Below are 24210 nucleotides of genomic sequence, written 5' to 3'. Positions count from 1 at the left end.
ATGAAATGGCGCAAAGGATCGCCCGGGCTATCTGGAATATGGAAAAAGCCAATACGGAGGACAAGGTGTTAATCGATAAGCTCGCGGCAGAGTTTACCAGTGAACTTACCAGTTTAGGGGTGCGTGTCGCACCCCTGGAAAAGAAAAGTGACAAGATAACGATCTTCGGCTTCCTGCATCTGTCTGACCAGGTATGGAATAACAGCGGCTCTTTTGCCGGTCATACCGCAGCTACCGGCGATACCCCGCATCCTAACGACGGTCATTATCCGGCAGTTGGTATGGATCTCTATGTCAATTACAGGATTAACGACAAATGGCAAGTGAAAATCGAGAACGAAGCTGTGAGAGATTTCAGAACAGGGGGCTTTTGGTCCCGGATTCCTAACGGCGACGGCACATATACGACGATTGACGGCACCGTTAGCGGTTCGCAGCGCTATGATCAACTGTATGCGGAGGGGCTTGTCGGCGCAGCTACCGTAAAAGCCGGCCGGTTTGATTACGGAGCCGCCTACGGATTAATGGTCACTCCCGGCCGCAAAGGGATCAATGGGGTTCAGTTGGCGGTTGGCGACCGGAACCGGACCACGTTGACCTATGGCTATTTCCGGCAAGGCTGGACGGGTAACGCCACCAATCCCTATCTTATTTCTAACAAAGCAGACAACCGGTATGCCGCGATTGAATGGGACGCCCCGCTTGCCAAAGACCTCAATCTAAAAGCAGCCTATCATAACCTAGCCACTGACGGCTCCGATACAAGCATTGTGTCCGATACTATTAACCTGTGGGAAGTCGGTGTCGATACGATGCTCGGCAAAAAACTGAACCTGTTTGCCACGTATGGCAAATCCGATGCCTCAAGCCAGAACAAGGCCTACATGGCCGGGATTACCTATGGACAAGCTGATCTCAATACCCCCGGCTCTTATTTCGTAACGGCCCGCTATCTGAACGCCGAGGCCAAGGCTTCCATTGCTCCGGATAATTACTGGGTGTCAAAATATGATTGGGGCCTAAAAGGGCCGGAGTTAACAGGGCAGTTCATCATTGATAAAAACATGGATATCTTTTTGTGGGCTGCCTCCCTGAAGCCTACTGACGGTATTCATACCGGCAAGCTAAACACTGTTAAACTGGGGGTTGACTTCTACTTCTAAATTTTTGGCAGTTATGGGGATACAGGGCTATAAAAGGGTCTGTGTTGAAATTTCAATACAGACCCTTTTTGTAGCGCACAGAGGATGTCGATTTGGTTCGGGGCATGGGGCTGGTGGTTCTGTCTTGTGATATACTACAAAAAGACAGGGGATTGCTACTGAGGTTGCAATTTTCACTCCAAACATTTTCAACAATAAGAAAACAGGAGAATTACAGAAATAACAGAAGAAAAGTAATTTAAGTGAAATTGTAAAAAAATAAATAAAGCTATGGAAGGATATTTCCCCAAAAAAGTGGGTGGGTTGTGCAAAATATATTGGAGGATAGTGATTATGACCAAGCGATGCATGAAAAATTTAGATATCTTTTCCGCTTTAAGTCACACTGATCGAGAGCAGATTGGCGATCTCGCTCTAAAAAAAATCTACCGTAAAAATGAGCTGATTTTCACTGAAGGAGTGGAGGCAGACTCGATCTACCTCATTAAATCCGGTAGGGTCAAGCTATATAAGATATCAGAAGAGGGTAAGGAATTTACACTCGACTACTTGAAATCTGAAGACATTTTTGGCGAAGTCACTTTTTTCGAGAACGCTGTGCATACCATGAATGCAGTGGCTATGGAAGATACATTTATATGCTGTTGCACTAAGGAACTCTTTGTCAAGCTCTTAAGCAACCCCCAAACGGCGCTCAAAATTGTCCAATATCTGGGCAAAAAAATGAATACGTATACTGAGCACATGTCCCACACCGCCTTTAATGACGTAAGAGGCAGGGTGCTAGGTGTGCTTTGCCGATTGGCGGAGAGCTACGGGACACGAACCGGTGCCGGACTTACCATAGCACTGGATCTCACACATCAGGATATCGGCAGCCTTGTCAACGCCTCTCGAGTTATGGTGACAAATGTGTTAGGTGAATTACGCAAAGAGCATCTGGTTCATATTGATGGTCATCGTATTACCGTGTCTACTGAAAGCATTACGATGTATCAGAATCGGGGCATTTAGGAAAATTAGTAGTCTGGTTTATAATCTTTTAATAGAAACATGCCTCTGCTACTTTAGCAGAGGCATGTTTCTATTTTGGAGATACTTCTTTTTTAAGTGTCTCGGTAATTAATCTGCCCAATCTACTAGCTTCTTCCATTGATGGTTGATCTTCGAAATTGTTAACACCGGCTTTTGCTACTGTGGCGGTCGGACCTAATAGCATTTTAAGACCAGATATCTCACACGTGTCACCAACGCCGCATCTGATACAAGGCACGTTACCCATGACTTTCACCCCACCGAGATAATTCATTCCTTCCTCCATCATATAGTACATGATGGAATTTTGCCCCATAGAAGCCGCCTGCGGCAACTCAAGATTTGCTTCTGGCGCTGCATGTGTAACCACGGAAACAGCTGGTTTACCTTTCATATAGTTCTTTAAATGCCGGTTAGCAAAACATCTCTCCATGAATGCCTTTGTACGTGAATCCAATGATGAGTAAGGCGTCCATCCTCCTATCACAATTGCATCCGCTTCTCTAGCTTTTTCAATTAGTATAGGACCATCGTCATCTGTAATTGCGCACTTATTCGTGTATGTACATTTCAGACAGTGCATGCAACCAGAAAATTTATAATCGCTCAATTTGATAAACTCTGCTTCTAATCCTGTTGCATTCAGTATTGCCTTGACAGCGCGGTCGGTATTGCTGTTGGAAATAGGTGAACCTGAAACTCCAAGTACTTTCACTATTTTTTTTCCTCCTTTAAATTCTGCTGAGCACAGCTATGTTGTCAAAAACTATATTATACTAATTTTCTTATTATAGATGTAAAGTGTTTTACACAATCCAAAAGAAATGTGAAGACAGGGGTGTTTTTTCGAGTAACATGGATACAGATATCAATAATGTGTTTGAAGGCTTATTAGAATGTCCGCAATTAAAAAGGTTTGTAAAAGTAGCTGGTGTTTGGGAATTAGTATTGAAGGAACAAACGGTTAAGATAAAAGTAACTTATGATTATAAGACCACGTATTATAGTTATATAGTAAGTCATTATTATCAAGGACCTACAGATGATAGGCCTAATATTCCGCGTAAAATAATTGATAATACATCAGATGGAATACTGAAAAGAGCAGTACGGAGTATTCTTAGTGTATATGATAAGGATTATGTGGGCGGGAAATGGTTTATTTAATAGCAGGAATTGAATAGAATCACGGGGATATATCCGCACAAGCCGTATTAACCGAAAATCTGTTGCAACTCAATTTCAGCGTTTACGCTGACAACCGCGACATAATTGTAAATATCAGATAAGTGATCTGATATTTCCTTTTGGGTAATACCAGGAGGTGCATAAATGACAAAAACGGCTTTTTGTGTGTCGGGCTTTATTTGAGTTCGTAAATCAGGTCCATGAATAATACTAGAAATAATTCCCTCGTAGTCTTGAATAAGCATATCCCCTGGCTTTAACTGTTGTTCACGACCATTAATTAGAATATATTTTTCATCACCCTTTGCAACATTCAGAGTTAGAGGCAGTTTTAGTGTTTTGTAATCGTGCCCCGCAGTCAGTAAACAGTTTTTTAGTTCGGCCATAAACATGGCTTCAACCAGACTAGCCACACTTGGGATTTTTTTACCTTTGAAAATAACTGATTCTAGTTGTTGCTTGACATGATACGTCTTTCCGTACCGTTTATAATAATCAGTATAAGCCTTGATTGGACTATGATCATTTAATTCTTTTCGATCTAAAAACCTTGCAGCTAGATTCTCTATTAAGGTTTGCTTATGAATATCTAATTCTTTACATTGTGCAGGGTTAAACACATTATTTATAACCATTACACCAACATTTGCTTCGGGATATGCTTTCCTCCAGGCTTCTGTGATTTTTAACAAACTGGACATCTCCTTGTTAACAACATTATTCCGATAATGATATGCAACGAAATAGTACAATCCTCCTAGCAGATTCCATATCTAAAGCGATATGCTAAGGAAGATTGTAATAATGGTATCATAATTACTGGTGTGATTATAGAGCCACTAGACTACGAATTTTAAAGGGCCAGTTGCATCGATGCTGTCAAGATAGTGTCAAACGTATCAATAAAATAATGAAAAGGTCGCCAGCTCGTTATTGGGGGTTTCATAATTAAGCAACTTAGTTGTGTGAGTATGAGTATGAACAATGAACACAACATATAAAAAACTAAATTGACTATTTAAGGCAAGCATTGTTATAATAAAGCTATTATAAGAGGCGATGGAGTTCGCCATTAAATCCGTTTAGTGCGGTGATGACTCCTACTAGTAATTAATATACTAGTAGGAGTTTCTTTATTTTTAGCTGGAGAGGAGAGAGAAGATGAACTATTCAAAAGAAGTTTTAGAAATGTGTACTGTAGCCAAGGGTCCTAATCATGGAGCTGCTCCCATTCCGCAAGAAGGACGATGGACAAAGGTAAGAAAGGTTAAAGATATAAGCGGGTTAACCCATGGTATTGGCTGGTGTGCGCCGCAACAGGGAGCCTGTAAACTAACTGTGAATGTTAAGGAGGGAATTATTCAAGAAGCTCTAATAGAAACAATCGGATGCTCTGGGATGACTCACTCGGCGGCTATGGCTTCAGAAATACTTCCGGGAAAAACAATTTTAGAAGCATTAAACACCGATTTGGTTTGTGATGCTATCAATACTGCTATGCGCGAGTTATTCCTTCAAATTACATATGGTAGAACACAGACAGCATTTTCTGAAGATGGGTTGCCAATAGGTGCAGGCTTGGAAGATCTCGGTAAAGGTTTACGCAGCCAAATAGGTACAATGTATAGTACTTTGGATAAAGGGCCTAGATACTTGGAACTGGCAGAAGGGTATGTTACTCGAATTGCACTTGATGAAAACAATGAAATTATTGGTTATCAGTTTGTCCAGCTTGGAAAAATGATGGAGATGATATCCAAAGGGATAGAGGCTAACCAGGCTTTGCAGAGTGCGACAGGCCAATACGGACGATATGATGAAGCAGCTAAAGTAATAGATCCCCGGCATGAGTAAGATAGAGAGGAGATGAGGAATAGTGACTACATTTGAAGGATATGAACGCCGCATTACGGGCATTAATGAAGTTTTGAAAAAGAATGATATTGCATCACTAGATGAAGCAAAGAATATTTGTGAGCAGAAAGGAATAAATGTACATAACATAGTTAAGGAAATCCAACCTATTTGTTTTGAAAATGCTTGTTGGGCATACACGCTAGGGGCTGCCATTGCGATAAAAAAAGGCATCACAAAAGCGGCTGATATAGCGTTGTCACTAGGAGAAGGACTACAAGCTTTCTGTATTCCCGGTTCTGTTGCTGATAATCGTAAGGTTGGAGTAGGACATGGCAATTTGGCAGCGATGCTTTTGCGGGAGGATACTCAATGCTTTGCTTTTTTAGCTGGACATGAATCCTTTGCCGCGGCAGAGGGGGCTATTGGTATTGCTAAGTCGGCAAACAAAGTAAGGTCAAATCCCTTGCGAGTTATACTTAACGGACTGGGGAAAGATGCCGCCCAGATTATATCGCGCGTTAATGGATTTACCTATGTTCAAACAAATTTTGATTACTATACTGGCTTATTGCATATAGTTAAAGAAATTAAATACTCATCTAGTGAACGGGCTAACGTAAGATGTTATGGGGCCGATGATGTAATGGAAGGCGTGGCTATTATGGCCATGGAAAAGGTCGACATATCAATCACCGGAAATTCTACCAACCCGACACGTTTTCAACATCCGGTAGCAGGTACTTATAAAAAAGAATGTATAGAGAAAGGAAAAAAATATTTTTCAGTAGCTTCTGGTGGCGGAACCGGCAGAACGCTGCATCCTGATAATATGGCGGCTGGTCCGGCTTCTTATGGTATGACAGATACTATGGGCAGAATGCATTCTGATGCTCAATTTGCTGGTTCCTCTTCTGTTCCGGCTCATGTAGAAATGATGGGGTTGATTGGTATGGGAAACAATCCAATGGTTGGTGCCAGTGTAGCAGTAGCTGTTGCGGTTGAAGAAGCAAGCATGTAATCTAAAGGTAATAAAAAACTAACGAGTGGAGGTATCACTGACAAAACTTATCCGCGGTACATGCTAAATGGATAAGATGGGGATGAAATACTTTGAAAAACGAACTTCAGGGAGAGAAGTATATGTGGTTTGTATTTGCACTATTGTCTGCAGTTTTTGCCGCAGCAACTTCAATTTTGGCTAAAATCGGTATAGAAGGGGTTAATTCCAATTTGGCTACAGCCATTCGCACAATTGTCGTGTTAGTGATGGCTTGGGGTATGGTGTTTATTACAGGGACGCAAAATGAAGTTACTAACATGAGCACTAAAAGCTGGACCTTTCTAATATTATCTGGTATGGCTACAGGCCTTTCTTGGTTGTTCTATTACAAGGCATTGCAAATAGGTGAAGCATCCAAGGTTGTTCCGGTGGATAAATTCAGTGTAGTTATTACCATGCTTTTGGCCTTTGTTATTTTAAAGGAGGCTGTTACAACAAAGGTCATTATCGGTGGAATTTTAATTACCGCTGGGACGTTTGTTATGATATTGTAATAAGTAGAAAATTATATGTTAAAACATCGCAAATGAAAATGATATGTTTGCAGTGCTTTGTTGTTATTAGTTTTTTAAAAATTTGATGGTGAAATTGTATCAATAATGGATTAATTAATGATGGGGCGATGGAGTTCGCCATTAAATCCGTAAAAAACGGTGATGACTCCTACCAGTTGTGGTAGGAGTCTGTTTTTTTTAGTCCTAAATCCAATAAAAGGGAGTTAGTGTGAGTTGGAACAGAACTTTTTAGTGGCGATCGAGTGGCTTTTATTGGCAGTGTTGCGCAAAAAGTGGTAACCTATTCGAAAATGCCTGTTCTAGTGATAAAGTAAAGCGGGATAAAGAGGTGTTTTAGGAACTATTTTATCTAGTTGGCAATTGGTAACATCTACGCTGGTATTGGGCCAACTTGCTTCGTTTCCTGATATCATGATTATCCATATGGATTCCTCCTGTGTTCCTGCATTAGTCTGGAAATGGTAGACCTTGCCCCTGTTCTTCATGGGCAATACCATCCCGCAGGCGGTACAGCCTTTTAAACCGGGGGATAATGATGTCATCATGAGTAACCACAATAATGGCGGTCTGGTATTGTTCGGCCAGCTTGGTTAGTATTCTCATGACAATGAGGGATCGTTCGCTATCTAAAGGAGCCGTCGGCTCATCAGCCAGGATAAAGGGTGGTTTATTGGCCAGGGCGCGGGCGATGGCCACGCGCTGCTGCTCGCCCCCCGACAGTTCGGATGGTTTCGCATGAGAACGATGGTCAACTTCCAGTGCGGTCAACAGTTCCCTAGCCCGTTCCCGGGCTTTGGCATTGGAGAGACCGGCCAGCATGGGCAGGAGCGCCACGTTGTCCAGCACCGAAATAAAGGGAATGAGATAGGGGGCTTGGAAGATAAAGCCGATTTTATCCCGCCGGAGTGCTCGAAGGTCGTCCACACGCCAGCCGTTGTCATAGATGACTTCTCCTCCTAGGACAATTTTACCGCTGGTCGGGTCAATGACTGCGCCCAGGCACTGGAGTAACGTGGTTTTGCCTGAACCGCTGGGACCTAGTAGACCGACGACTTCGCCAGGCGAGACTTCGAGATTGACGCCTTTGACGGCATGGACGGCGGTGGAACCAGAGCCGTAGGTTTTGACCACATTGTCCATACGGATGGCTAAAGAGGGAGTGGAATGCTCAGTTGTCATAGTATCATCCTCCTATCGCCGAAGCTGGCTGGACTTTGAGTGCCGCTCGGATGCCGATGAGGCTGGCCAAGGTGCAAATCAAGAGAGTAAGGATAAAGGCGACAATGCTATCGGTCAACACAAATTCAATGTGTTTGGGAAACAGCGGCGCCCACAGGGTAGCGGTTGTTTTACCTACAGCAAAACCAATAAGCCCCAGCCCCCAGGCTTGCTGCAAGATCATGCCGGCAATAATCCGGTTTTTGGCGCCAATGAGTTTTAGAACTGCGATTTCTTTGATTTTGCCCATGGTCATGGTATAAATAATGAGGGCGATAATGGCCGTGCTGACGATGGCCAGAATGATCATAAATATGCCCAGTTGCCGGAGCGCGTTCGAGATCACCTTAACGAGGAGAATTTGTTCCATCTGGGCAAAGGTGTAGACTTCAAAGTGCTTCCAGCGCCGGATGGTGTCAGCCACAATCGCCGGGTCGGACCCAGGGGCTACCCGGACGAGTACGGCGTTTACTTTGTGATTGGATTGCTGGGATTCGGTAACTGCCTGCAGGAGACCGGGCACGCCGGGACGGTTGATCTGGGGGTCGGCGGCCAGGCGGTTGCGGTCATTATAGATGGAGGTGTTATCTTTTTGAAACTGTACTTCTTGTGCATCCTGCATGGTAATGAAGACTACCGGGTCGCCGCCGGAGGATACCATGCGATCGGTTAAGCCCACAACGGTGTATTCGTTGCGGCGGATGCCAATTTTATCGCCGACTTTGAACCCGGTCTTGGTGTCGGCGATGGCTTCATAGCGGGATTTGCTGATGGGGCGGCCGGCCACCAGATACGGTGGTTCACCGGGTTTGTCATGTTCAAAGCCGGCTACCATAGCACGCACGTCTTTGTCACCATATCGCATTTGGACTGTCAGATAGGCCACATTACTGACTTCGGCCACACCGGGCAGACCGGCAATACTGCGATACACATCATCATAGAGGGTGGAAGATTCGGCGTAAGGCCCCATGGTATCATCCTGTACCACCCACAGATCGGCGTGGGTACCACGGATGAGGGCCAGGGCATCGTCCATCATGCCGCGCACCAGACCGGTCATGGTTAAGGTCACGCCGATTAACAGGCCTAGGCCGACTGCCGTCAGCACATAACGAACCCAGCTATGGGAGATTTCTTTTACGGCTAAATTAATCATGGCTTTTTCTCCACCCGGACGCTCATGCCTTCGGACAATTGTTTCGGGCTGTAGATTACCACGGCGTCACCCGGATTTAATCCGTCAATAATTTGAGTCTGGCCGTCCAATGTCTGTGTGCCAACCGTAACCGGCTGAAAGCGCAGACGATCATTTTCCACTAGCCATACGCCATTTTGTTTGTTGAGGCGTTTGACAGCGGCGGTGGGCACTACGAGCGTATCGGCAACAGGGGGCAGGTCAATGGTGACCTCAGCTAACTCGCCGAGGGGAATTAGGCCGGCCAAATCGCTGAATGAGACATCAACAAACCGTTCCTCGGTTACATTATCGCCCTGGACTTCCAGACGCGCTACTTTACCAACAAGAGGAGCGTCCTGGCGGGAGCGGAGAACAATGCTGGCCAGTTGGCCGATGGCAATCCCATAAAACCGGGATTGGTCAATGCGGGTTCGTACCCATAAGGTTGCCGGGTCTACCAGGTGAAATACCGACTGCCCGGCGACGACCGTTGTGCCTGGCTCGGCGTCCCGGGATACGATGATGCCGTTAACCGGGCTGATCAGTTGTAAGTTACTGCGTTGGCTCAATATGGCTTTTTGGTCAGATGCTGCCCGGGCTACTTCTTCCCGCGCTGCTGCCAGTGAAGCCTGGGCGGAGTCATAGGCGGCTTGGGCAGAATTGGCTTCGTTTTGCTTGGAGTCAGTCAGCTCGGCGCTAATCGCCTGGGCAGCCAATAAATCGCTATATCGCTTGGCGTTGGTCTGGGCCAAGGCATTGCGACTGTAAGTATCCCGTACCTGCGCTTCGCTACTGGCCATTGCGCTTTGTGCTTTGGCCGTGGCAGCCGCAGCAGACTGCAGTTTCTGGTCCAGGTCTACCGGGTCAATTTCGCCCAGTACCTGTCCGGCTTTTACAAGGTCACCGTGGTCGGCCAGCGCGGACAGCAGCCGGCCGGCTTGGATTGGTCCGACGGTATAGGATAAGCGGGCTTCCACGGTGCCGATGCCGAACACGGCGGGTTTTAGATTTTCTTTATGGGCTTTGGCAATGGTTACTTTCGATGGACCTAGTGGTCCTTTGGTGTACAAAAACCAGCCGGCACCGCCAACTAGGGCCAGGGCGCAAAGCGCGATAATAGGACGTTTCCATTTTCTCAGCCAGGTCATCAAACTACAACACCTCAATTCGTATTAGTCAGGAGGGAAGCAATACCGCTAGGGGTGCACGGTAGCCAGTACTATAAGTTCAATAAACAAGACGAACAGTTTCCCCAGGCTGCAGACCTCCTGATGACAAGTATATTAGAAAAGTTAGGCGAAACTGTGCCGCAAATGTGAAATAACTGTGAAATCTTCCCTGGTATAAGAAAGTATAAGTAAAGTAAAACACCTCTCCTTGTATTCCATTGACTCAACGTAAGACAAAGGACCGTGTTAGCGGTTTTCTTATATTTTTGTATCCAATTGCAGTGAGTTCTCCTTTGGCATAGCGAAGCTTTAGCAATTCATGACTGCTTAAGTCATCTGAGGCATGGGTGATGATATCGCCAAAGGTTGCGGCATATCCTAATCGTCACGCAAATTATGGTAAAAAAAAGAATCCCGCTTTGGCGGGATTCTTTTCACCCTTACTTGTTAACAGGCTATTGCTGTTGCCAGCCAGGGCCAAAACCATGGCCACCGCGCATCATACCAGGGCCTCTGCCCATCATGCCGGGGCCTGCGTTGTTTTCCAGACGTTCTTTCATCCAGGTGATACGCTGGTCAGCCTGCTCTTGGGTCAGGTTGCCGAATTCGACTTGTTTTTGGATGACTTGCTTACGGACTTCAAACATTTGCTTTCTGAGGTCGGTCATTTGATTAAATAGGGGAGCCAGTTCCTGCTTCTGGGCGTCGGTCAGATTCACCTGGTTGCGGGCGAAGGGCGGCACGTTGGCCGGAGTTGCGGCAGATACCAGGGAAGCGGCAAAGGCCAGCACCAACAGACCGACTACCGCGATGAGAAGGGATTTTTTCATACTTTTTACCTCCTTGTATTGATTAATCGGTTGGGTTTTGCCAACTGATTTTAGTGTATACAAGAAATTGGGCAAAAGTATGGAGAAAGTGTAAAAGAAGTGTGAAATCGAATTGGGGTTCGAATGGGGTATCAGATTTTTGCTGTTATGCTAGGGGAAACCGGACCGTGACAGTGGTGCCTTGACCAACCTGGCTGGTGACTGTCACCGCCGCCTGGTGCAGCTCAATAATTTGCTTGGCGATGGCTAACCCCAGGCCGGTGCCGCTGTCGTCCCGGCAATGGGATTTATCCACTTTATAAAAACGTTCCCAGATGTAGGGCAAATCTTCGGACGGAATCCCGGTGCCAGTGTCAGCAATTTTTATCGCTGCGGCGTCACCGTCGGTAAAGGTCGTGAGGGTTACCGTCCCACCGGACGGGGTGTATTTTATGGCATTATCCAACAGGATTAATAAGAGCTGAGTAATCCGGTCGCCGTTAGCCTGAATAGCAGGGAGTGGTTCTTTGGTGTCGGCTACTAGGTGAATTCCTTTTTGCTCTGCTTGCTGTGTAAGCATATGCACCACACTGTTGGCTACTGCCGCCAGTGGTATTTTTTCTTTGTCGGCAACTTTGGCTGACTGCAGCCGGCTGAGGTCCAGTAAATCATTAATCAGGCGTTCCAGCCGCACTGTTTCGTCCCGCATCAGCCGGTGGTGTTTTTTGATTTGCGCGGGTTCGTCAACCGTCCCGTCCAATAGCGCTTCGTTATAGCTCCGGATAATGGTCAGCGGTGTCCTGAGTTCATGGGACACATTGGCCACGAAATCGCGGCGCAATTTTTCCATTTTATTGAGTTCGGCAAGATAACTGGCTAAATCCCGGGCCAGGGAATTGAGTGCCAAGCCCAGACGGCCCACCTCATCAGTGGTTTCTACTTTGACCAGGGTGTTATAATCACCCCGTGCCATGGCTCCGGCTGTTTCCTGCATGGCTTTGAGCGGGCGCACGATGTTGCGGGTGAGATAGTTGACTACCAAGAGAGCTAACAGGATGGCCAGGAGGCCCGCTCCGCCAATATAATAGTAAAGGTGCTGCATGAAGGCGTTGATACCGGCTACCGACGCATGCAACAGCACTGCTCCGCCCACCTGACCGTTTGCCAGGGTGATAGGGACAGCAACGACCAACATTTTTTCACCATAATACGGGTTGTCGAATGTTTTTGTCCAAGTTTTGCCGTCAACAAATACGGGGTCCAGTTCGTTGATAATGGCGTATATGCCGCCTTGGGACTGGAATCCCATGCCGGGCTGTCTGGGGCTGCTCAACCCAGGCCCGCCGTTCATGCGCCAGCCGGGGCCCGGGCCCATACCCATGCCGGACATGTTAACCACGTGACGAGATGCGTCCAGTACCCATATCCGCGCGTCCAGGTAGCTGTCGACATTGGACAAAAAAGTGTCCAGGCCGGTAAAACTGCCGTTTTCAGCGTGAGAATTTTTTAGGGCGCTGGCCAACTCCGTTCCCTTGGCCGTAAGCTCTTGCTGCTTGGCTGCCAAGGTTTGCTCTTTGATGAGGGCCGATACCCCCAAGAGGACGCCGCCGATTAAGACGATGATGACCAGCATAAAACTGAATAATAGTTTGAGTTGCAAGGAGTGTTTCATGGTCGTACCTCGAAGCGATAACCGACTCCCCACGCTGTTTGAATATCCCAGGGAGTGGTTTCTTTCGTGCCTAGCTTTTGCCGCAGGCGCTTAATATGGCTGTCGACCGTGCGGGTTTCGCCGCAGTAGGTGTAGCCCCACACTTTTTCCAGCAGCATTTCCCGGGAGAAAGTTCGCCCGGGGTGAGACGCCAGACACCATAACAGTTCCATTTCTTTCGATGTCAGTGGCACAGTTTGTCCAAAGGTAGTAATGGTATGTTCATTGATGTTAATTTCCAGATTGGTAAAGCGCAAGACCTCGGCTTTGGTAAATTCGGTATCCGGCGCCCGCCGCAGCACGGCGTTGACCCGGGCCACTACCTCGCGCGGGTTGAAGGGCTTGGTTATATAGTCGTCAGCCCCTAATTCTAGCCCCATAATCCGGTCATCATCTTCGGCACGGGCTGTAAGCATGATGATGGGTACACGAGAAAATTTGCGGATTTGCCGGCACACTTCGATACCATCAAGTACCGGCATCATAATATCTAACAGAATCATGCTGGGTTTTAATTGCTCAACTTTGCGAATGGCTTCCACACCGTCCGCTGCCTCCTTGACGGTAAAGTTTTCTTTGGTAAAATACAGGGCTAATATCTCCCTGATTTTTTCATCATCATCGACAATTAAGATCGTCTGTTCCCGCATGAGAATGCCTCCTTTGTGGTGATAGTTATCCTCATTATACTGGAAAGCGGTGGCGGAAGTATGACTCAAATGTGAAAAAAGTGTGAAATCTATTTTTCCATACGATATGCGGATTGCTTTTTTAGTAACAGGGGAATATAGTAATAGTGAGCATATGCTCACTTGAATGGGGGAGTTACATAGTGAAAAAACGGCGAAGAAAACTGTTTCATTAACCAGTGCGGCAACAAAACCTGGTAAAGGAGTGGAATTTATGGATGTAGTGATTACTTACGCGCTGGCCATCGGCGCGCTGGGATGGTCCTATTCTAAAGACAAGTCCAAAACGCGGCAGGGATTGAAAAAAGCATGGAAGGCGTTTGAAAACATTCTTCCCGCTTTTGCCGTCGTTTTACTCTTGATTGGCATTTTACTTACTGTTATTTCACCGGCAACGGTAACGGCCATGCTAGGGCGGGACAGCGGCTTTTGGGGGATGCTTATGGCCAGTATCATTGGTTCCATCACGTTGATACCCGGGTTTATTGCCTTCCCGTTGGCTAAAGCCGTTCTGGACATGGGGGCGGGGATTCAGCAGGTGGCTGTCTTTGTCTCCACGCTCATGATGGTGGGTGTGGTGACGGCTCCGCTGGAGCGGCAATTTTTCAACACCAAGACCATGCTGTTGCGAAATGGCATGAGTTTTGTCTTTGCCTTTGTGGTAGCTTATGTTCTGGGGCAGGTGATGACGTTATGAGTTGGCTCATGCGATATAAATGGGTCCTGGTTTTTTTGTTGGCTGATGTCTTGCTGTACATAAATGACCAAACGCTGGGTAGGGAAATTATGCACCGCACCCAAGAAAGTTTTATCGAGATGTTAAGTTTTATTCCGCCGATTTTTGTTTTATTGGGTCTTATGGATGTGTGGGTGCCACGGGAAAAAGTAGTTGCCCATTTAGGACCGAATTCAGGAGTCGCGGGCATGGGACTAGCGACGTTTTTAGGCTCGGCTGCCGCTGGCCCGCTGTATGGTGCATTTCCCTTTGCGGCGGTCATGATGAAAAAAGGAGCCAGCTTTTACAATGTCATGATTTTCATTGGCTCTTGGGCAACCTTAAAAATCCCGATGTTCTTGTTTGAGACACAATACTTAGGACCTGTGTTTGCCGGCACTCGCTGGCTATTGAGTTTAATCTGTATTGTCGTGATTGCCGTCACGATAGATTATTTGTTGTCTCCAGGAGAAAAGACGGAAATATATCGTAAGCATACTGAGGACAATGTCTCTTTTCAACCAGGGATTAAACACTCAGGTATGCCCATACAAGATAGACTACGGCCTTAGGTGAAAAGCCGAAAGTTTGAGGGTGTTACTTGTTGCTATGGAGCGAATTAAAAGTCAGTTTAGGCAACAAAAATATCATCTTATTTCGATTTGTTAAGTTTGCGAAAAAATAAGGGGCTGCCCTCAAAATGTATGAGAGGTAGTCCCTTTAAGCTGAAAAAGAGGAGCAAAAGGCGGATACAGTATTCGTCTATTAATTTCTATGTAAGCAGCGGTGTAAGTTTTCCCTGGTGCAGGATATGCAGGTAATACATGGCTCGCGACAGGGCAACATAGAGTAGTTTGGCATCATAAAAGGCAGCAGTAAAGTTTTTATCTGAGGCGTTCCAGATAATGACGCCGTCAAATTCCAGGCCTTTGGCTAAGGGGATAGGCGCAATCGTAATGCCACCATGATAGCTGAGGACGCTGGTGGTGATCAGGTGGAGGTTGGTGAGGTGGGGGGCGGCCTGGTGCAGTCCCTCATATAGTTTGTGGCTGTCGCTTTCGTCTTTGGTCAATATGCCAATTGATTTGCAGCCCAGGGTTTGATATTCCTCAATGATTTCAAGGGTGCGTTTGAGTGCAGTCAGGGTAGATGGTACTGGCTCGATAATTGGTTGCCGGCCAATCTCGTAGACAGGGATGGCCTTTGAACGGCCTGAAGGGAGTACTTTGTTGAATAAATCGACAATTTCCTTGGCGGAACGGTAGCTGAAATTGACTTCGTAATAACGGCATTTAGCCTCGAAAAATACTTCTTTCAGCAGCTGTTGCCAACTGGTAAGCCCACGGTCGGTGTGAATGGCCTGAGACATGTCACCCATGATGGTAAAGGAGGTATTGCGGGACAAGCGAGAGAGGATGATATATTCTAATAGATTACTATCTTGTCCCTCGTCTATCGCAATATGGTCAAATTTCTCAACATGAGCAAAGCCATCAAGCAAATATTTCAGATAACACAGCGGCGCCAGATCATCACGTTCCACTTGACTGGCTGCTAGTAATGTAAGTGTGTGGGAGAGCAGGACGTCAACGGTGGTACCATACGGTTTGACTTTGCGCCAGACTGGTTTGTCGTGAAAAAGCTCTGTATAGCCAGCGAATAGCTTCAGGAAGGGTAGTTTGGCAAAATGCTTTTCCATAAATTGTTTACCTGCGGCGGCATAGCGGGTTGCTGTTTTTTCGTCAGCGCGCTCATCGCCGCGCTTGGTTCTTGCTTCATAGACTTCAATAAAGTTTCTAACTCGGAACCGGATATATTTCTGGAGTGACTGCAGCCGCTCGTTGTAGGGTACATTAGCTCCATCAATTACTTTTTCCAATTGCTGTTCTTTGGTAATGATCAGCTGGTTGTCAAATAGGCTGAGATTAGTAAGCTTAACACAGAATTTTTGTAGTTTTTTATCTAAAAAGGTTTCCATGACCTTGATGAATTCGGAGGTGCCTTTCCATCTGGACACTGCTGCCAGTGTTGCCGATGGGGTTGTTGCCTGACAGATGACTGGCTCTATTTGCATAATAGCTGTTGCCAGATCAGGGAAAGTGGTTTGATGAACATCTTGGGCATCAATTTCAGGCAAGAGCTCAGAAATATAATCCAAAAAGATTTTATTAGGGGCGACAATGACCAATTTTTCCGGTTTGAGCTTTTCATTATAGAGAAGGTATGACAAGCGATGCAAGCCAATGGTGGTTTTGCCTGAACCGGCTACTCCTTGAATGATGGTAACTTGGTTGAGCGGTTCGCGGATAATCTGATTTTGTTCAGAGCGGATGGAGGTAACGATATCTTTAAGCCGGTCGCCAGCCCCAGCTAACAGACGGTCCAAGAGGAATGGGTCAGCAATGAGCGATTCCTCTTGTCGAGACATAAGCTTGCTGAGAATAGTATCCTCTGACATTGAGATTAAACAGCCATCTTCAATTTTGTATTGCCGTTTGAGGCTGACATCACCAGTATAGGTGTAACGGTCCAGTACTTCATAGGCAGCACGTCCGTCCTGGCATTCATAAAAAATAGTTGAGATCGGGTCACGCCAGTCAAACACCAGGATGTCTTTACTGCTTTCAATGTCCAGCTTGGCTACCTTGGTTCGCCCAATGTAATAGCACTCAAAGCTCTCAGTGCCGTCTTCGCGAAAGTCCACCCGGCCAAAGTAGGGATTATCAAGCGCCTTGGTGATATCAGATACTTTCATAGCGTGGTCGCTTTTCATGAGCGAATGAACATAGGCGCTGACCGCGTCTTTTTTTGACAATGACTGATTGATTTTGTGTACACGGTCGTCCATATCATGTTCTAAAGCTTCAATCACTTGTTTCATGGCCGCGATAGTAGTAGCTAAATGCTGTTGTTCTTGGAGAAAATCCGGATGGTTGCTCATAGGGTTTACCTCGCGTTAACGTAACATTAAATTCCAGGTCTGCTACAATAGTATAGGACTATATTATTATGTTTAGCAAGCGGTTTTGTAATGCTTGCCAAGTATTACTGATTCTATTGAAAATGTACTTCGGATACGTACGGATGATGAATGAGTTACAGCTTTGTAGTACAAAAGAAAAAAATGTTGTTATAAATGTATTGCGAGATTAAGATATTGTGCTATACTATAACTAAAATTCATACAAAATTATGGCGAAGAAGCCAGTGATGCCGATGTATTAATACATGGGTATTACTGGCTTTCTTATTTTTTCGAGGAAGGTGAGTAAAAATGGAATTATCAATTAATTCGCTTAATTCTCTGGCGACCGGTATCGACACAGTTTGGGTGCTCATATGCGCCGCTCTGGTATTTCTTATGGAGGGCGGGTTTGCAGCGCTCGAGGCTGGTTTTGTTCGCAGCAAGAATTCGTTAAATATTATTATGAAAGTAATCATGGATTGTACTGTTGGTATGTTGGCATATTTTGCCGTTGGTTTTGCCATAATGTATGGTCTGGATAAAGCCGGTGTCATCGGCTGGTCAGGTTTCTTTTTAAAAGGAGACATGGAGTATTTAGGATTAAAAATACCTGTATATGCATTTTGGCTGTTTCAGGCGGCTTTCGCCATTGCCATGGCGACCATTGTGTCTGGTGCGGTGGCTGAACGCATGAAGTTTATGCCTTATTTAGTTTTTTCGCTTATTGCCACAGCTGTTATTTATCCTATTGCCGGGCATTGGGTATGGGGTAACGGCGGCTGGCTTAATAAACTGGGCATGCTTGATTTTGCCGGGTCGGCAGTGGTCCATTCATTAGGTGGCTGGGCCTCGTTGGCGGCGGTAATGGTATTAGGGCCGCGGACAGGCAAGTTTGGTAAAGATGGCTCTGTACATGTTTTGCCGGGCCACAATCTGCCCTTAGCCGCGCTTGGTGCTTTCCTATTATGGTTTGGCTGGTTTGGTTTTAATCCGGGCAGTACTTTGTCCGGGCTGGACTTGAATATTGCCCGGATTGCCGTCAATACCAATTTGTCGGCTGCCGCTGGTGGTACAATTGCTGCGTTATACACAGCAGTAAAATGGGGTAAGGCTGACCCTAGTATGGCTATTAACGGAGCCCTGGGTGGACTTGTTGCCATCACGGCTGGCTGTGCTTTTGTGGAACCTATCAGTGCTATCGTTATCGGTGGTATTGCCGGTATGTTGGTGGTATTTGCTGTACCGCTGCTTGACCGCTTACGGGCTGATGACCCGGTTGGTGCCATTGCTGTGCACGGGGTATGCGGTACTTTTGGAACAGTGGCTGTCGGGATTTTTGCTGAAAAAGGTGGCCTGTTATATGGTGGCGGTCTAGGACTGCTCGGTGTACAAGTTCTTGGTGTAGCGGTTGTATCGTTGTGGGGCTTTGCTGCTACCTATACGCTGTTTTCTGTTCTCAAGGCAACAGTTGGTATACGGGTATCGGTGGAAGAAGAGACAGAAGGCTTGGATATGAGCGAACATGGCATTACGGCCTATAGTGATCTGGAGTGTAATCCTCTTACTGCTCTTGGTCCTGTAGCCAATATCGGAGGGCTGCCAGTAGTGCAGCACCAGCTTGCAGAAGAATAGGTTATAACCACCGCATTAAAAAGTTTTAACAGGCACATGTAGTTTTCAATAAATTGACTAAATCAGCATATCTCGCTTGACGGGATATGCTGATTTTTTTACAATGGAGTAAATTGGCAAAGGGAATAGCGTATTACTGGTGGAATTTCTCAAAGAATAGCAGGCAAACTAACTTTAATACGTTGTATATAGTTGGAAAGGGGTTTCTGGGTGCAGGAAAAATTGCAGCAACTTCCATATTATAAGTGGATGATTTTTGGTGTTATTAGTATAGGCATTTTCATATCGACAATGACGTCTTCGATTGTTAATGTTGCTTTGCCGCCGATTACTATCGCGTTACATACTGACATTCCCACAGCCCAGTGGGTGGTAACGGCATATTTGCTGGCAATAACCAGCTTGTTACCACTTGTGGGGCGGCTTGGCGATGTATGGGGGCGGCGGACTATCTATGGCTATGGTTTTATCGGTTTTGCCGCAGGTTCATTATTGTGTGGTATGGCTAATTCGATTGGTATGTTGATTGGCTTTCGCGTAATTCAGGCGATTAGCGCTGCAACATTGATGGCTAATGGTATGGCCATTGTGACGGCAAGCTTTCCACTCAAGGAGCGCGGTAGGGTACTGGGAATGATTGGCACTATTGTAGCGTTAGGCAGTCTGAGTGGTCCAGGCTTAGGTGGACTGATTGTCGAAAATTTTGGCTGGCATGCTATCTTTTTTGTCAATATTCCCATTGGCTTGCTCGGCTATGTCGGAGTGCGACTGGTTTTGCCAGTTGATCAGGATTTGCAGCAGGAGAAAATTGATTATCTTGGAGCGGCTTTATTTACGATAGGTATGGTTAGCTTTTTATTGGCGTTAAGCTATGGCACCAGGTGGGGCTGGCTTTCAATGAGAACATTTGCCTGTATGGGGTTTGCCAGCGTCATGTTTATCCTATTTATTAGGCAGGAAAAGAGCATTGATTATCCGATGCTGGAACTGTCAATATTCAAGAATTGGGAGTTCTCCGCAGGCAATCTGGCTGGGATGCTCTCTTTTATGGCCATGTTCAGCAACACCTTGCTGTTGCCATACTTTCTGCACGATATATTAGCTTTTACCCCAGCCAAGACGGGGCTGATTATGTCAGCTTTTCCCGTGGTGATGGCGGTAGTTGCACCGCTTAGCGGCAGTTTATCAGATAAGGTTGGTACAGGTCCGTTAGCTACTACTGGACTGGGAATACTGGCGGTAGGCTTGGTTTTGACTGCCAAGCTTCAGCTAGATACTACGTTATGGCTGATTATGGCCTCACAAGCCCTTATGGGCTTGGGCAATGGCCTTTTTCAGTCTCCTAATAATAACAGTGTAATGAGTGCTGTACAGACCAGGCAGCTGGGGGTGGCAGGCGGTATCAATGCTTTGGCGCGAAATTTTGGCATGGTATGCGGTACGGCGGTATCGGTGTCTATTCTAGAATACCGGCGGTCTGTCAGCCTTAGTAGCTTTAGTCAGCCGACGCTGGCGCAGCAGGTAGCGGCTTTCATGGATGGATATCAGGCCGCATTGCTGGTGGGTGCTGCCTTGGCTGTTGTCGGAGCCATAGTTTCCTTTCAACGGTCTGGGAAAAATACGGCAGGAAAACCGTGAGCAGGAATCTTGCGGCGAAGCTCTATATTCCGTAATAAAGAAGTTTGCAGGCGCAGCAGGGGAAAAAGCAGTTGTGCGTTACTTGGGACTTGACAGAAGTGGGGATTTTAGCTGATTACAGCGATATATACTGAAACTGCGTGTAATATAGTTATCCTGATACACCAGGGTGTCAAGTAGCACAACCGTGGTAAACAATTGTTCGAGCTGGGGAAGTTTTTCGGGGCTGCCAATATAGACGGCTTCTTTGATGGTTTTACCTGCCAGTTGGGCTTGCCAATAATCAAAGTTGGAGGGCGGGGCAGTGGTAAGAATATATACTGCGGGTTGGCCTTCCAGGTAGTACCAGGCCATGGAGGCGTTTTGATAGCTGTCACTTAAGACTAGGGTGTGGCCGGGCACAATATAGCTGCTGGCAGCTTCCATGATGTTGCTGTAGCCCAAATATTGTTTTTTAAGTATAAGCTCTTTGGGAAGAAAGGGGAACATTTCCGGGAGTCTAACTAGTGTCAGCAAGAGAATGGATAAGAGTAAGCCGATGGCTATCAGACGCTTTTTTTGCTGCTGTGCCAGCCAATAGCCCAGTAACAGGCTGCCTGTTATATAGGCAGGAGCCGGCCAGTTGGCCTCCGCTTTTTTGAACATGGCTGTATAGGTGAAAAAAGCCAGCGAGAAGATAAACGGCCAGAAAAGAAAAGCTAGCTTTTCTTGTTGCGTGTTCTGCCTGATTTTGGTCAGGGTATAATAAATCATGGTTAGAAAAAATACGGGATTGGCCAGGCCCAGCTGCCCGCCGATAAACTCACCCAGGGTAGCTGGATTAAAGATACGCTGTTCGGCCATGCCGTGATTAAACTGATAAGCGAAGGAACTCCAATCATGCTGCCAGTTCCAGATAATAACCGGCGAAAAAACAAGAAGTCCGAGCAGGATAGCTGTATAAGGTCCTTTGGTGCCAAGGAGAGAGCGGTAGCGGGTTGTGATTAAAAATAGAAATAGGCCTGGAAGCAAGAGTATGCCGGTATATTTGGACAATAACATCAGTCCGCCGCTGATACCAGCCCAGTACCAACAGTGCTGCTGCTGCTGGAAAACGGCTTTGTAGACAAAATAAAGGGTGGATGTCCAGAAGAGCAGTAGGGGCGGGTCGGGGGTCATAACCTGGTGGCCAAGTTGGGTAAGCGGCAGAAATAGAAAGATAATAAAGCTATAGGTGGCTGCCTCAGGTGAAAATAAGTTTTCCGCCAGTTGATAAATTAGCAAGCAGGTGAGTGACATGGCAATAACAGCACCCAAGTGAATAGACCATTCTTGGGCACTGAATAAGGTTGCTATTTTAATGAAATAAGCAGCCATGGGGGGATGGTCAAAATAAGATAATTGCGGGTTTTTGGTCCAAATCCAATAATAGGCCTCATCCACATGCAGGGGTAAATAAGCATTGTAAACCAGGTTGCTTACTAGGCTTATGACAAAAAGAATAATCAAAGTATAAGGCATATGTCGCTCCCCATTATTGTTGTATATTGATGTTTTTGCCAATAGGCTAGTTCATTTTACCATATTTCAGAAAAAAATGTAGAGTAAGGCTGGTGATACCATGATAAAGGCAGGACGGGTGTTTCAAGTTTGGCCTTTGCTAAAACTTGTGCGGGAAAATGCCATAATTTTATTCTATGCCTGGCGGCATCCGCAAACTCCGCATTATCTCAAGGGAATACTGGCAGCAGTAGTTGTTTATTTGCTCAGTCCGATTGATATAGTGCCTGATTATCTGCCGTTTGTGGGCATTGCCGATGACGCTGTGCTGTTCACTGGTGCCATGCTGTATTTGACTAATTTACTGCCAGCGTCAGTACTCACAGACAGCAGACGGCAAAGTGAAAAATGGCGCCGGCGATTGCCCTATATTATGGGCGTGATTGCGGTAGCGGCTGTGGCCTGGATTGTTATAGTTGTGATGGTTGTCCGTAAATTGATACAGTAAGCAGTAAAGAACAGCAGAACCAAGGGATGAATCGGGTTTACCTCACTTGCATAAGGAGGGCGAGCATGAAGTATGATTTTTGTGATTTGGTCAATATAAACAAACTTAATACGCTAATGCAAAGTTTCTATCAAGCGACAGGAATCCCGTCAGGAATCATTGATATCAAAGGAAATATATTAGTGGCAGTTGGGTGGCAAGAGATTTGCCAAGATTTCCACAGAAAAAATTTGCATTCCGAAGAACTATGCAGGCAAAGCGATGAGTGCATTAAGCAACAGCTTGCCACGCAAACGACTGACAAGCCCTATCTGTGTTACAAGTGTCCCCATGGGTTAATTGATGCGGTTGCCCCTATTATTATTGACGGATTACATGTGGCCAATGTTTTTCAGGGGCAGTTTCTATTTGAAAAGCCTGATGTGAATTATTTTATACGCCAGGCTGAGTGCTATGGTTTCGATAAAGAGGCTTATTTGGCGGCTCTTGCCAAAGTTCCTATATATACTCAAGAAAGACTTGATAATATTATGCGGTTTTCTGTTGAATTTGCAGAAATGATCGCTGATTTGGCAGTGCCTCGCCTTCGACAAATTGAACAACAGAAGCAAGCATTGCAGCGAGGCGATGAACAAATCTTTATGATATTTAACAGCACGCCGAATGTAGCCATCCAAGCCTATGACGAGCATGGTAACATCACCTTCTGGAATAATGCTTCAGAGCAATTGTTCGGGTTTAGGCAGGCAGAGGTAATCGGACGGCCTTGTAAAGAGATACTGTTAGACGATGAAGATGCGGGAGTATTCATTTCTATCTTGCAAGAGGTTAACCTTACTAATTTGTTATATGGACCTAGTGAGTGGAAAACCAAACATAAAAGTGGAAATGAGAAATTTGTCTATGCAACTTTGTTCCCGATCAGATTGTCTACAGGGAAGAAAGAATTTATTTGCATGGATATAGACATAACAGAGCAAAAGCATTTTGCGAAAGAAATTGAACGTCTTGACAGGCTGAATTTGATTGGAGAAATGGCAGCTGGCTTGGCTCATGAAATAAGAAACCCGATGACAACTGTTCGTGGTTACTTGCAGTTGTTGAGGAATAAACAGTGCTACCAAGAACATATAAATCGGTTTGACCTGATGATTGAAGAATTAGATTGCGCGAACAAAATTATCACGGAATATCTTTCCCTAGCTAAGAACAAGTCAGTTAAGAAAGAAACACATGATCTAAATCAAATAATTAATACATTGCTTCCCTTACTGTTTGCGGAGGCAAATCGAGAAGGTAAAGTTATTCATTGGACGCCGGGTGACATTCATACTTTGTTATTGGACAACAATGAAATGCGTCAGCTGGTCATTAATCTAGTGCGGAATGCTTTGGAAGCCATAGATTGTGGCGGGATTGTACAAATAGGTACTTTCATGGACAATGGGACGATTGTACTACAGATTCAAGATAACGGCAAAGGAATTCCGAAAGAGGTATTAGATAAGATGGGCACGCCTTTTTTTACCACGAAAACCACCGGCACTGGTTTAGGATTGCCTGTTTGCTTTAGTATTGCCTCCAGACATAATGCTAGCATAGTTATTCAATCAAATGCTTTGGGAACAAGTATTTTTGTAAAATTTTTTACCTAACAGTTTTAAGCGAAAAACCACCTC

Annotated in this window: 22 protein-coding genes and 2 riboswitches; of the genes, 12 read left to right on the top strand and 10 right to left on the bottom strand. The window is 45.7% G+C overall.

Annotated features, from left to right (window positions below; translation table 11 throughout):
• The first annotated feature begins 5 nt into the window (after positions 1 to 5).
• Together ACZ449_RS16175 and ACZ449_RS16170 are read left to right on the top strand one after the other, a co-directional pair.
• On the top strand, positions 6 to 1163 hold the full coding sequence (locus tag ACZ449_RS16175) for a hypothetical protein (protein ID WP_464261962.1): 1158 nt from the start codon (positions 6 to 8) through the stop codon (positions 1161 to 1163).
• 333 nt (positions 1164 to 1496) lie between these two features.
• Positions 1497 to 2177, top strand: a complete 681-nt coding sequence (locus ACZ449_RS16170) for a Crp/Fnr family transcriptional regulator (protein WP_464257094.1) — start codon at positions 1497 to 1499, stop codon at positions 2175 to 2177.
• 70 nt (positions 2178 to 2247) lie between these two features.
• Here ACZ449_RS16170 and ACZ449_RS16165 read toward each other — a convergent pair whose 3' ends face one another.
• Positions 2248 to 2913 (bottom strand): flavodoxin family protein, encoded by a 666-nt coding sequence (locus ACZ449_RS16165; RefSeq protein WP_464257093.1) that lies wholly within the window; start codon positions 2911 to 2913, stop codon positions 2248 to 2250.
• Between the two features lie 140 nt (positions 2914 to 3053).
• Between ACZ449_RS16165 and ACZ449_RS16160 the strand changes: the two genes are divergently transcribed.
• Positions 3054 to 3365 (top strand): hypothetical protein, encoded by a 312-nt coding sequence (locus ACZ449_RS16160; protein ID WP_464257092.1) that lies wholly within the window; start codon positions 3054 to 3056, stop codon positions 3363 to 3365.
• Between the two features lie 47 nt (positions 3366 to 3412).
• Here the strand turns inward: ACZ449_RS16160 and ACZ449_RS16155 are convergent, their stop codons facing one another.
• Complete coding sequence (locus ACZ449_RS16155; RefSeq protein WP_464257091.1) at positions 3413 to 4078, bottom strand: phenylalanine--tRNA ligase beta subunit-related protein; 666 nt, start codon at positions 4076 to 4078, stop codon at positions 3413 to 3415.
• A 354-nt stretch (positions 4079 to 4432) separates the two neighbouring features.
• Positions 4433 to 4496: riboswitch (Fluoride riboswitch) on the top strand.
• Between the two features lie 51 nt (positions 4497 to 4547).
• Between ACZ449_RS16155 and ACZ449_RS16150 the strand changes: the two genes are divergently transcribed.
• The 3 genes from ACZ449_RS16150 (at position 4548) to ACZ449_RS16140 (ending at position 6797) form a co-directional block, all read left to right on the top strand.
• A complete protein-coding gene (locus tag ACZ449_RS16150) occupies positions 4548 to 5240 on the top strand; it encodes an iron-sulfur cluster assembly scaffold protein (RefSeq protein WP_464257090.1) in 693 nt (230 codons plus the stop codon).
• A 22-nt stretch (positions 5241 to 5262) separates the two neighbouring features.
• On the top strand, positions 5263 to 6261 hold the full coding sequence (locus tag ACZ449_RS16145) for a GGGtGRT protein (protein ID WP_464257089.1): 999 nt from the start codon (positions 5263 to 5265) through the stop codon (positions 6259 to 6261).
• A 122-nt stretch (positions 6262 to 6383) separates the two neighbouring features.
• Positions 6384 to 6797, top strand: coding sequence for an EamA family transporter (locus ACZ449_RS16140; RefSeq protein WP_464257088.1), 414 nt, complete (start codon positions 6384 to 6386; stop codon positions 6795 to 6797).
• Between the two features lie 115 nt (positions 6798 to 6912).
• Positions 6913 to 6976: riboswitch (Fluoride riboswitch) on the top strand.
• 289 nt (positions 6977 to 7265) lie between these two features.
• On the opposite strand, the gene ACZ449_RS16135 is transcribed toward ACZ449_RS16140, so the two are convergent.
• The 6 genes from ACZ449_RS16135 to ACZ449_RS16110 form a co-directional block, all read right to left on the bottom strand.
• A complete protein-coding gene (locus tag ACZ449_RS16135; RefSeq protein WP_464257087.1) occupies positions 7266 to 7997 on the bottom strand; it encodes an ABC transporter ATP-binding protein in 732 nt (243 codons plus the stop codon).
• 4 nt (positions 7998 to 8001) lie between these two features.
• The gene (locus ACZ449_RS16130) at positions 8002 to 9195 is read right to left on the bottom strand and encodes an ABC transporter permease (RefSeq protein WP_464257086.1); all 1194 of its coding nucleotides are present in this window, start codon (positions 9193 to 9195) and stop codon (positions 8002 to 8004) included.
• On the bottom strand, positions 9192 to 10382 hold the full coding sequence (locus ACZ449_RS16125; RefSeq protein ID WP_464257085.1) for an efflux RND transporter periplasmic adaptor subunit: 1191 nt from the start codon (positions 10380 to 10382) through the stop codon (positions 9192 to 9194). The genes ACZ449_RS16130 and ACZ449_RS16125 overlap by 4 nt, the downstream gene beginning before the upstream one ends.
• Positions 10383 to 10840: 458 nt before the next feature.
• Positions 10841 to 11215 carry a DUF2680 domain-containing protein gene (locus tag ACZ449_RS16120; RefSeq protein WP_464257084.1) on the bottom strand — a complete coding sequence of 125 codons (375 nt, stop codon included), beginning with the start codon at positions 11213 to 11215 and terminating at the stop codon, positions 10841 to 10843.
• 145 nt (positions 11216 to 11360) lie between these two features.
• Positions 11361 to 12866 carry a sensor histidine kinase gene (locus ACZ449_RS16115; RefSeq protein WP_464257083.1) on the bottom strand — a complete coding sequence of 502 codons (1506 nt, stop codon included), beginning with the start codon at positions 12864 to 12866 and terminating at the stop codon, positions 11361 to 11363.
• Entirely contained in the window at positions 12863 to 13555 is a 693-nt protein-coding gene (locus ACZ449_RS16110) for a response regulator transcription factor (protein ID WP_464257082.1), read from the bottom strand. Before ACZ449_RS16110 ends, ACZ449_RS16115 begins: the two co-directional genes overlap by 4 nt.
• A 253-nt stretch (positions 13556 to 13808) precedes the next feature.
• On the opposite strand from ACZ449_RS16110, the gene ACZ449_RS16105 reads away from it, so the two are divergent.
• Together ACZ449_RS16105 and ACZ449_RS16100 are read left to right on the top strand one after the other, a co-directional pair.
• Complete coding sequence (locus ACZ449_RS16105; RefSeq protein ID WP_464257081.1) at positions 13809 to 14291, top strand: permease; 483 nt, start codon at positions 13809 to 13811, stop codon at positions 14289 to 14291.
• On the top strand, positions 14288 to 14881 hold the full coding sequence (locus ACZ449_RS16100) for a permease (protein WP_464257080.1): 594 nt from the start codon (positions 14288 to 14290) through the stop codon (positions 14879 to 14881). The genes ACZ449_RS16105 and ACZ449_RS16100 overlap by 4 nt, the downstream gene beginning before the upstream one ends.
• 200 nt (positions 14882 to 15081) lie before the next feature.
• Here the strand turns inward: ACZ449_RS16100 and ACZ449_RS16095 are convergent, their stop codons facing one another.
• Positions 15082 to 17250 (bottom strand): HelD family protein, encoded by a 2169-nt coding sequence (locus ACZ449_RS16095; RefSeq protein WP_464257079.1) that lies wholly within the window; start codon positions 17248 to 17250, stop codon positions 15082 to 15084.
• Between the two features lie 333 nt (positions 17251 to 17583).
• On the opposite strand from ACZ449_RS16095, the gene ACZ449_RS16090 reads away from it, so the two are divergent.
• Positions 17584 to 18906, top strand: coding sequence for an ammonium transporter (locus tag ACZ449_RS16090; protein ID WP_464257078.1), 1323 nt, complete (start codon positions 17584 to 17586; stop codon positions 18904 to 18906).
• 210 nt (positions 18907 to 19116) lie between these two features.
• Entirely contained in the window at positions 19117 to 20544 is a 1428-nt protein-coding gene (locus ACZ449_RS16085) for an MFS transporter (RefSeq protein WP_464257077.1), read from the top strand.
• A 78-nt stretch (positions 20545 to 20622) separates the two neighbouring features.
• Here the strand turns inward: ACZ449_RS16085 and ACZ449_RS16080 are convergent, their stop codons facing one another.
• Positions 20623 to 22044: a glycosyltransferase family 39 protein gene (locus tag ACZ449_RS16080; protein WP_464257076.1), complete on the bottom strand. Its 1422-nt coding sequence runs from the start codon at positions 22042 to 22044 to the stop codon at positions 20623 to 20625.
• A gap of 100 nt (positions 22045 to 22144) precedes the next feature.
• On the opposite strand from ACZ449_RS16080, the gene ACZ449_RS16075 reads away from it, so the two are divergent.
• A complete protein-coding gene (locus ACZ449_RS16075; protein WP_464257075.1) occupies positions 22145 to 22531 on the top strand; it encodes a YkvA family protein in 387 nt (128 codons plus the stop codon).
• Between the two features lie 65 nt (positions 22532 to 22596).
• Entirely contained in the window at positions 22597 to 24186 is a 1590-nt protein-coding gene (locus ACZ449_RS16070) for a PocR ligand-binding domain-containing protein (RefSeq protein ID WP_464257074.1), read from the top strand.
• Positions 24187 to 24210 lie beyond the last annotated feature (24 nt).

This window comes from Desulfosporomusa polytropa (assembly GCF_055380075.1).
Note: the sequence above shows the minus strand (reverse complement) of the source record. Positions and strands in the feature narration are given on the sequence as shown.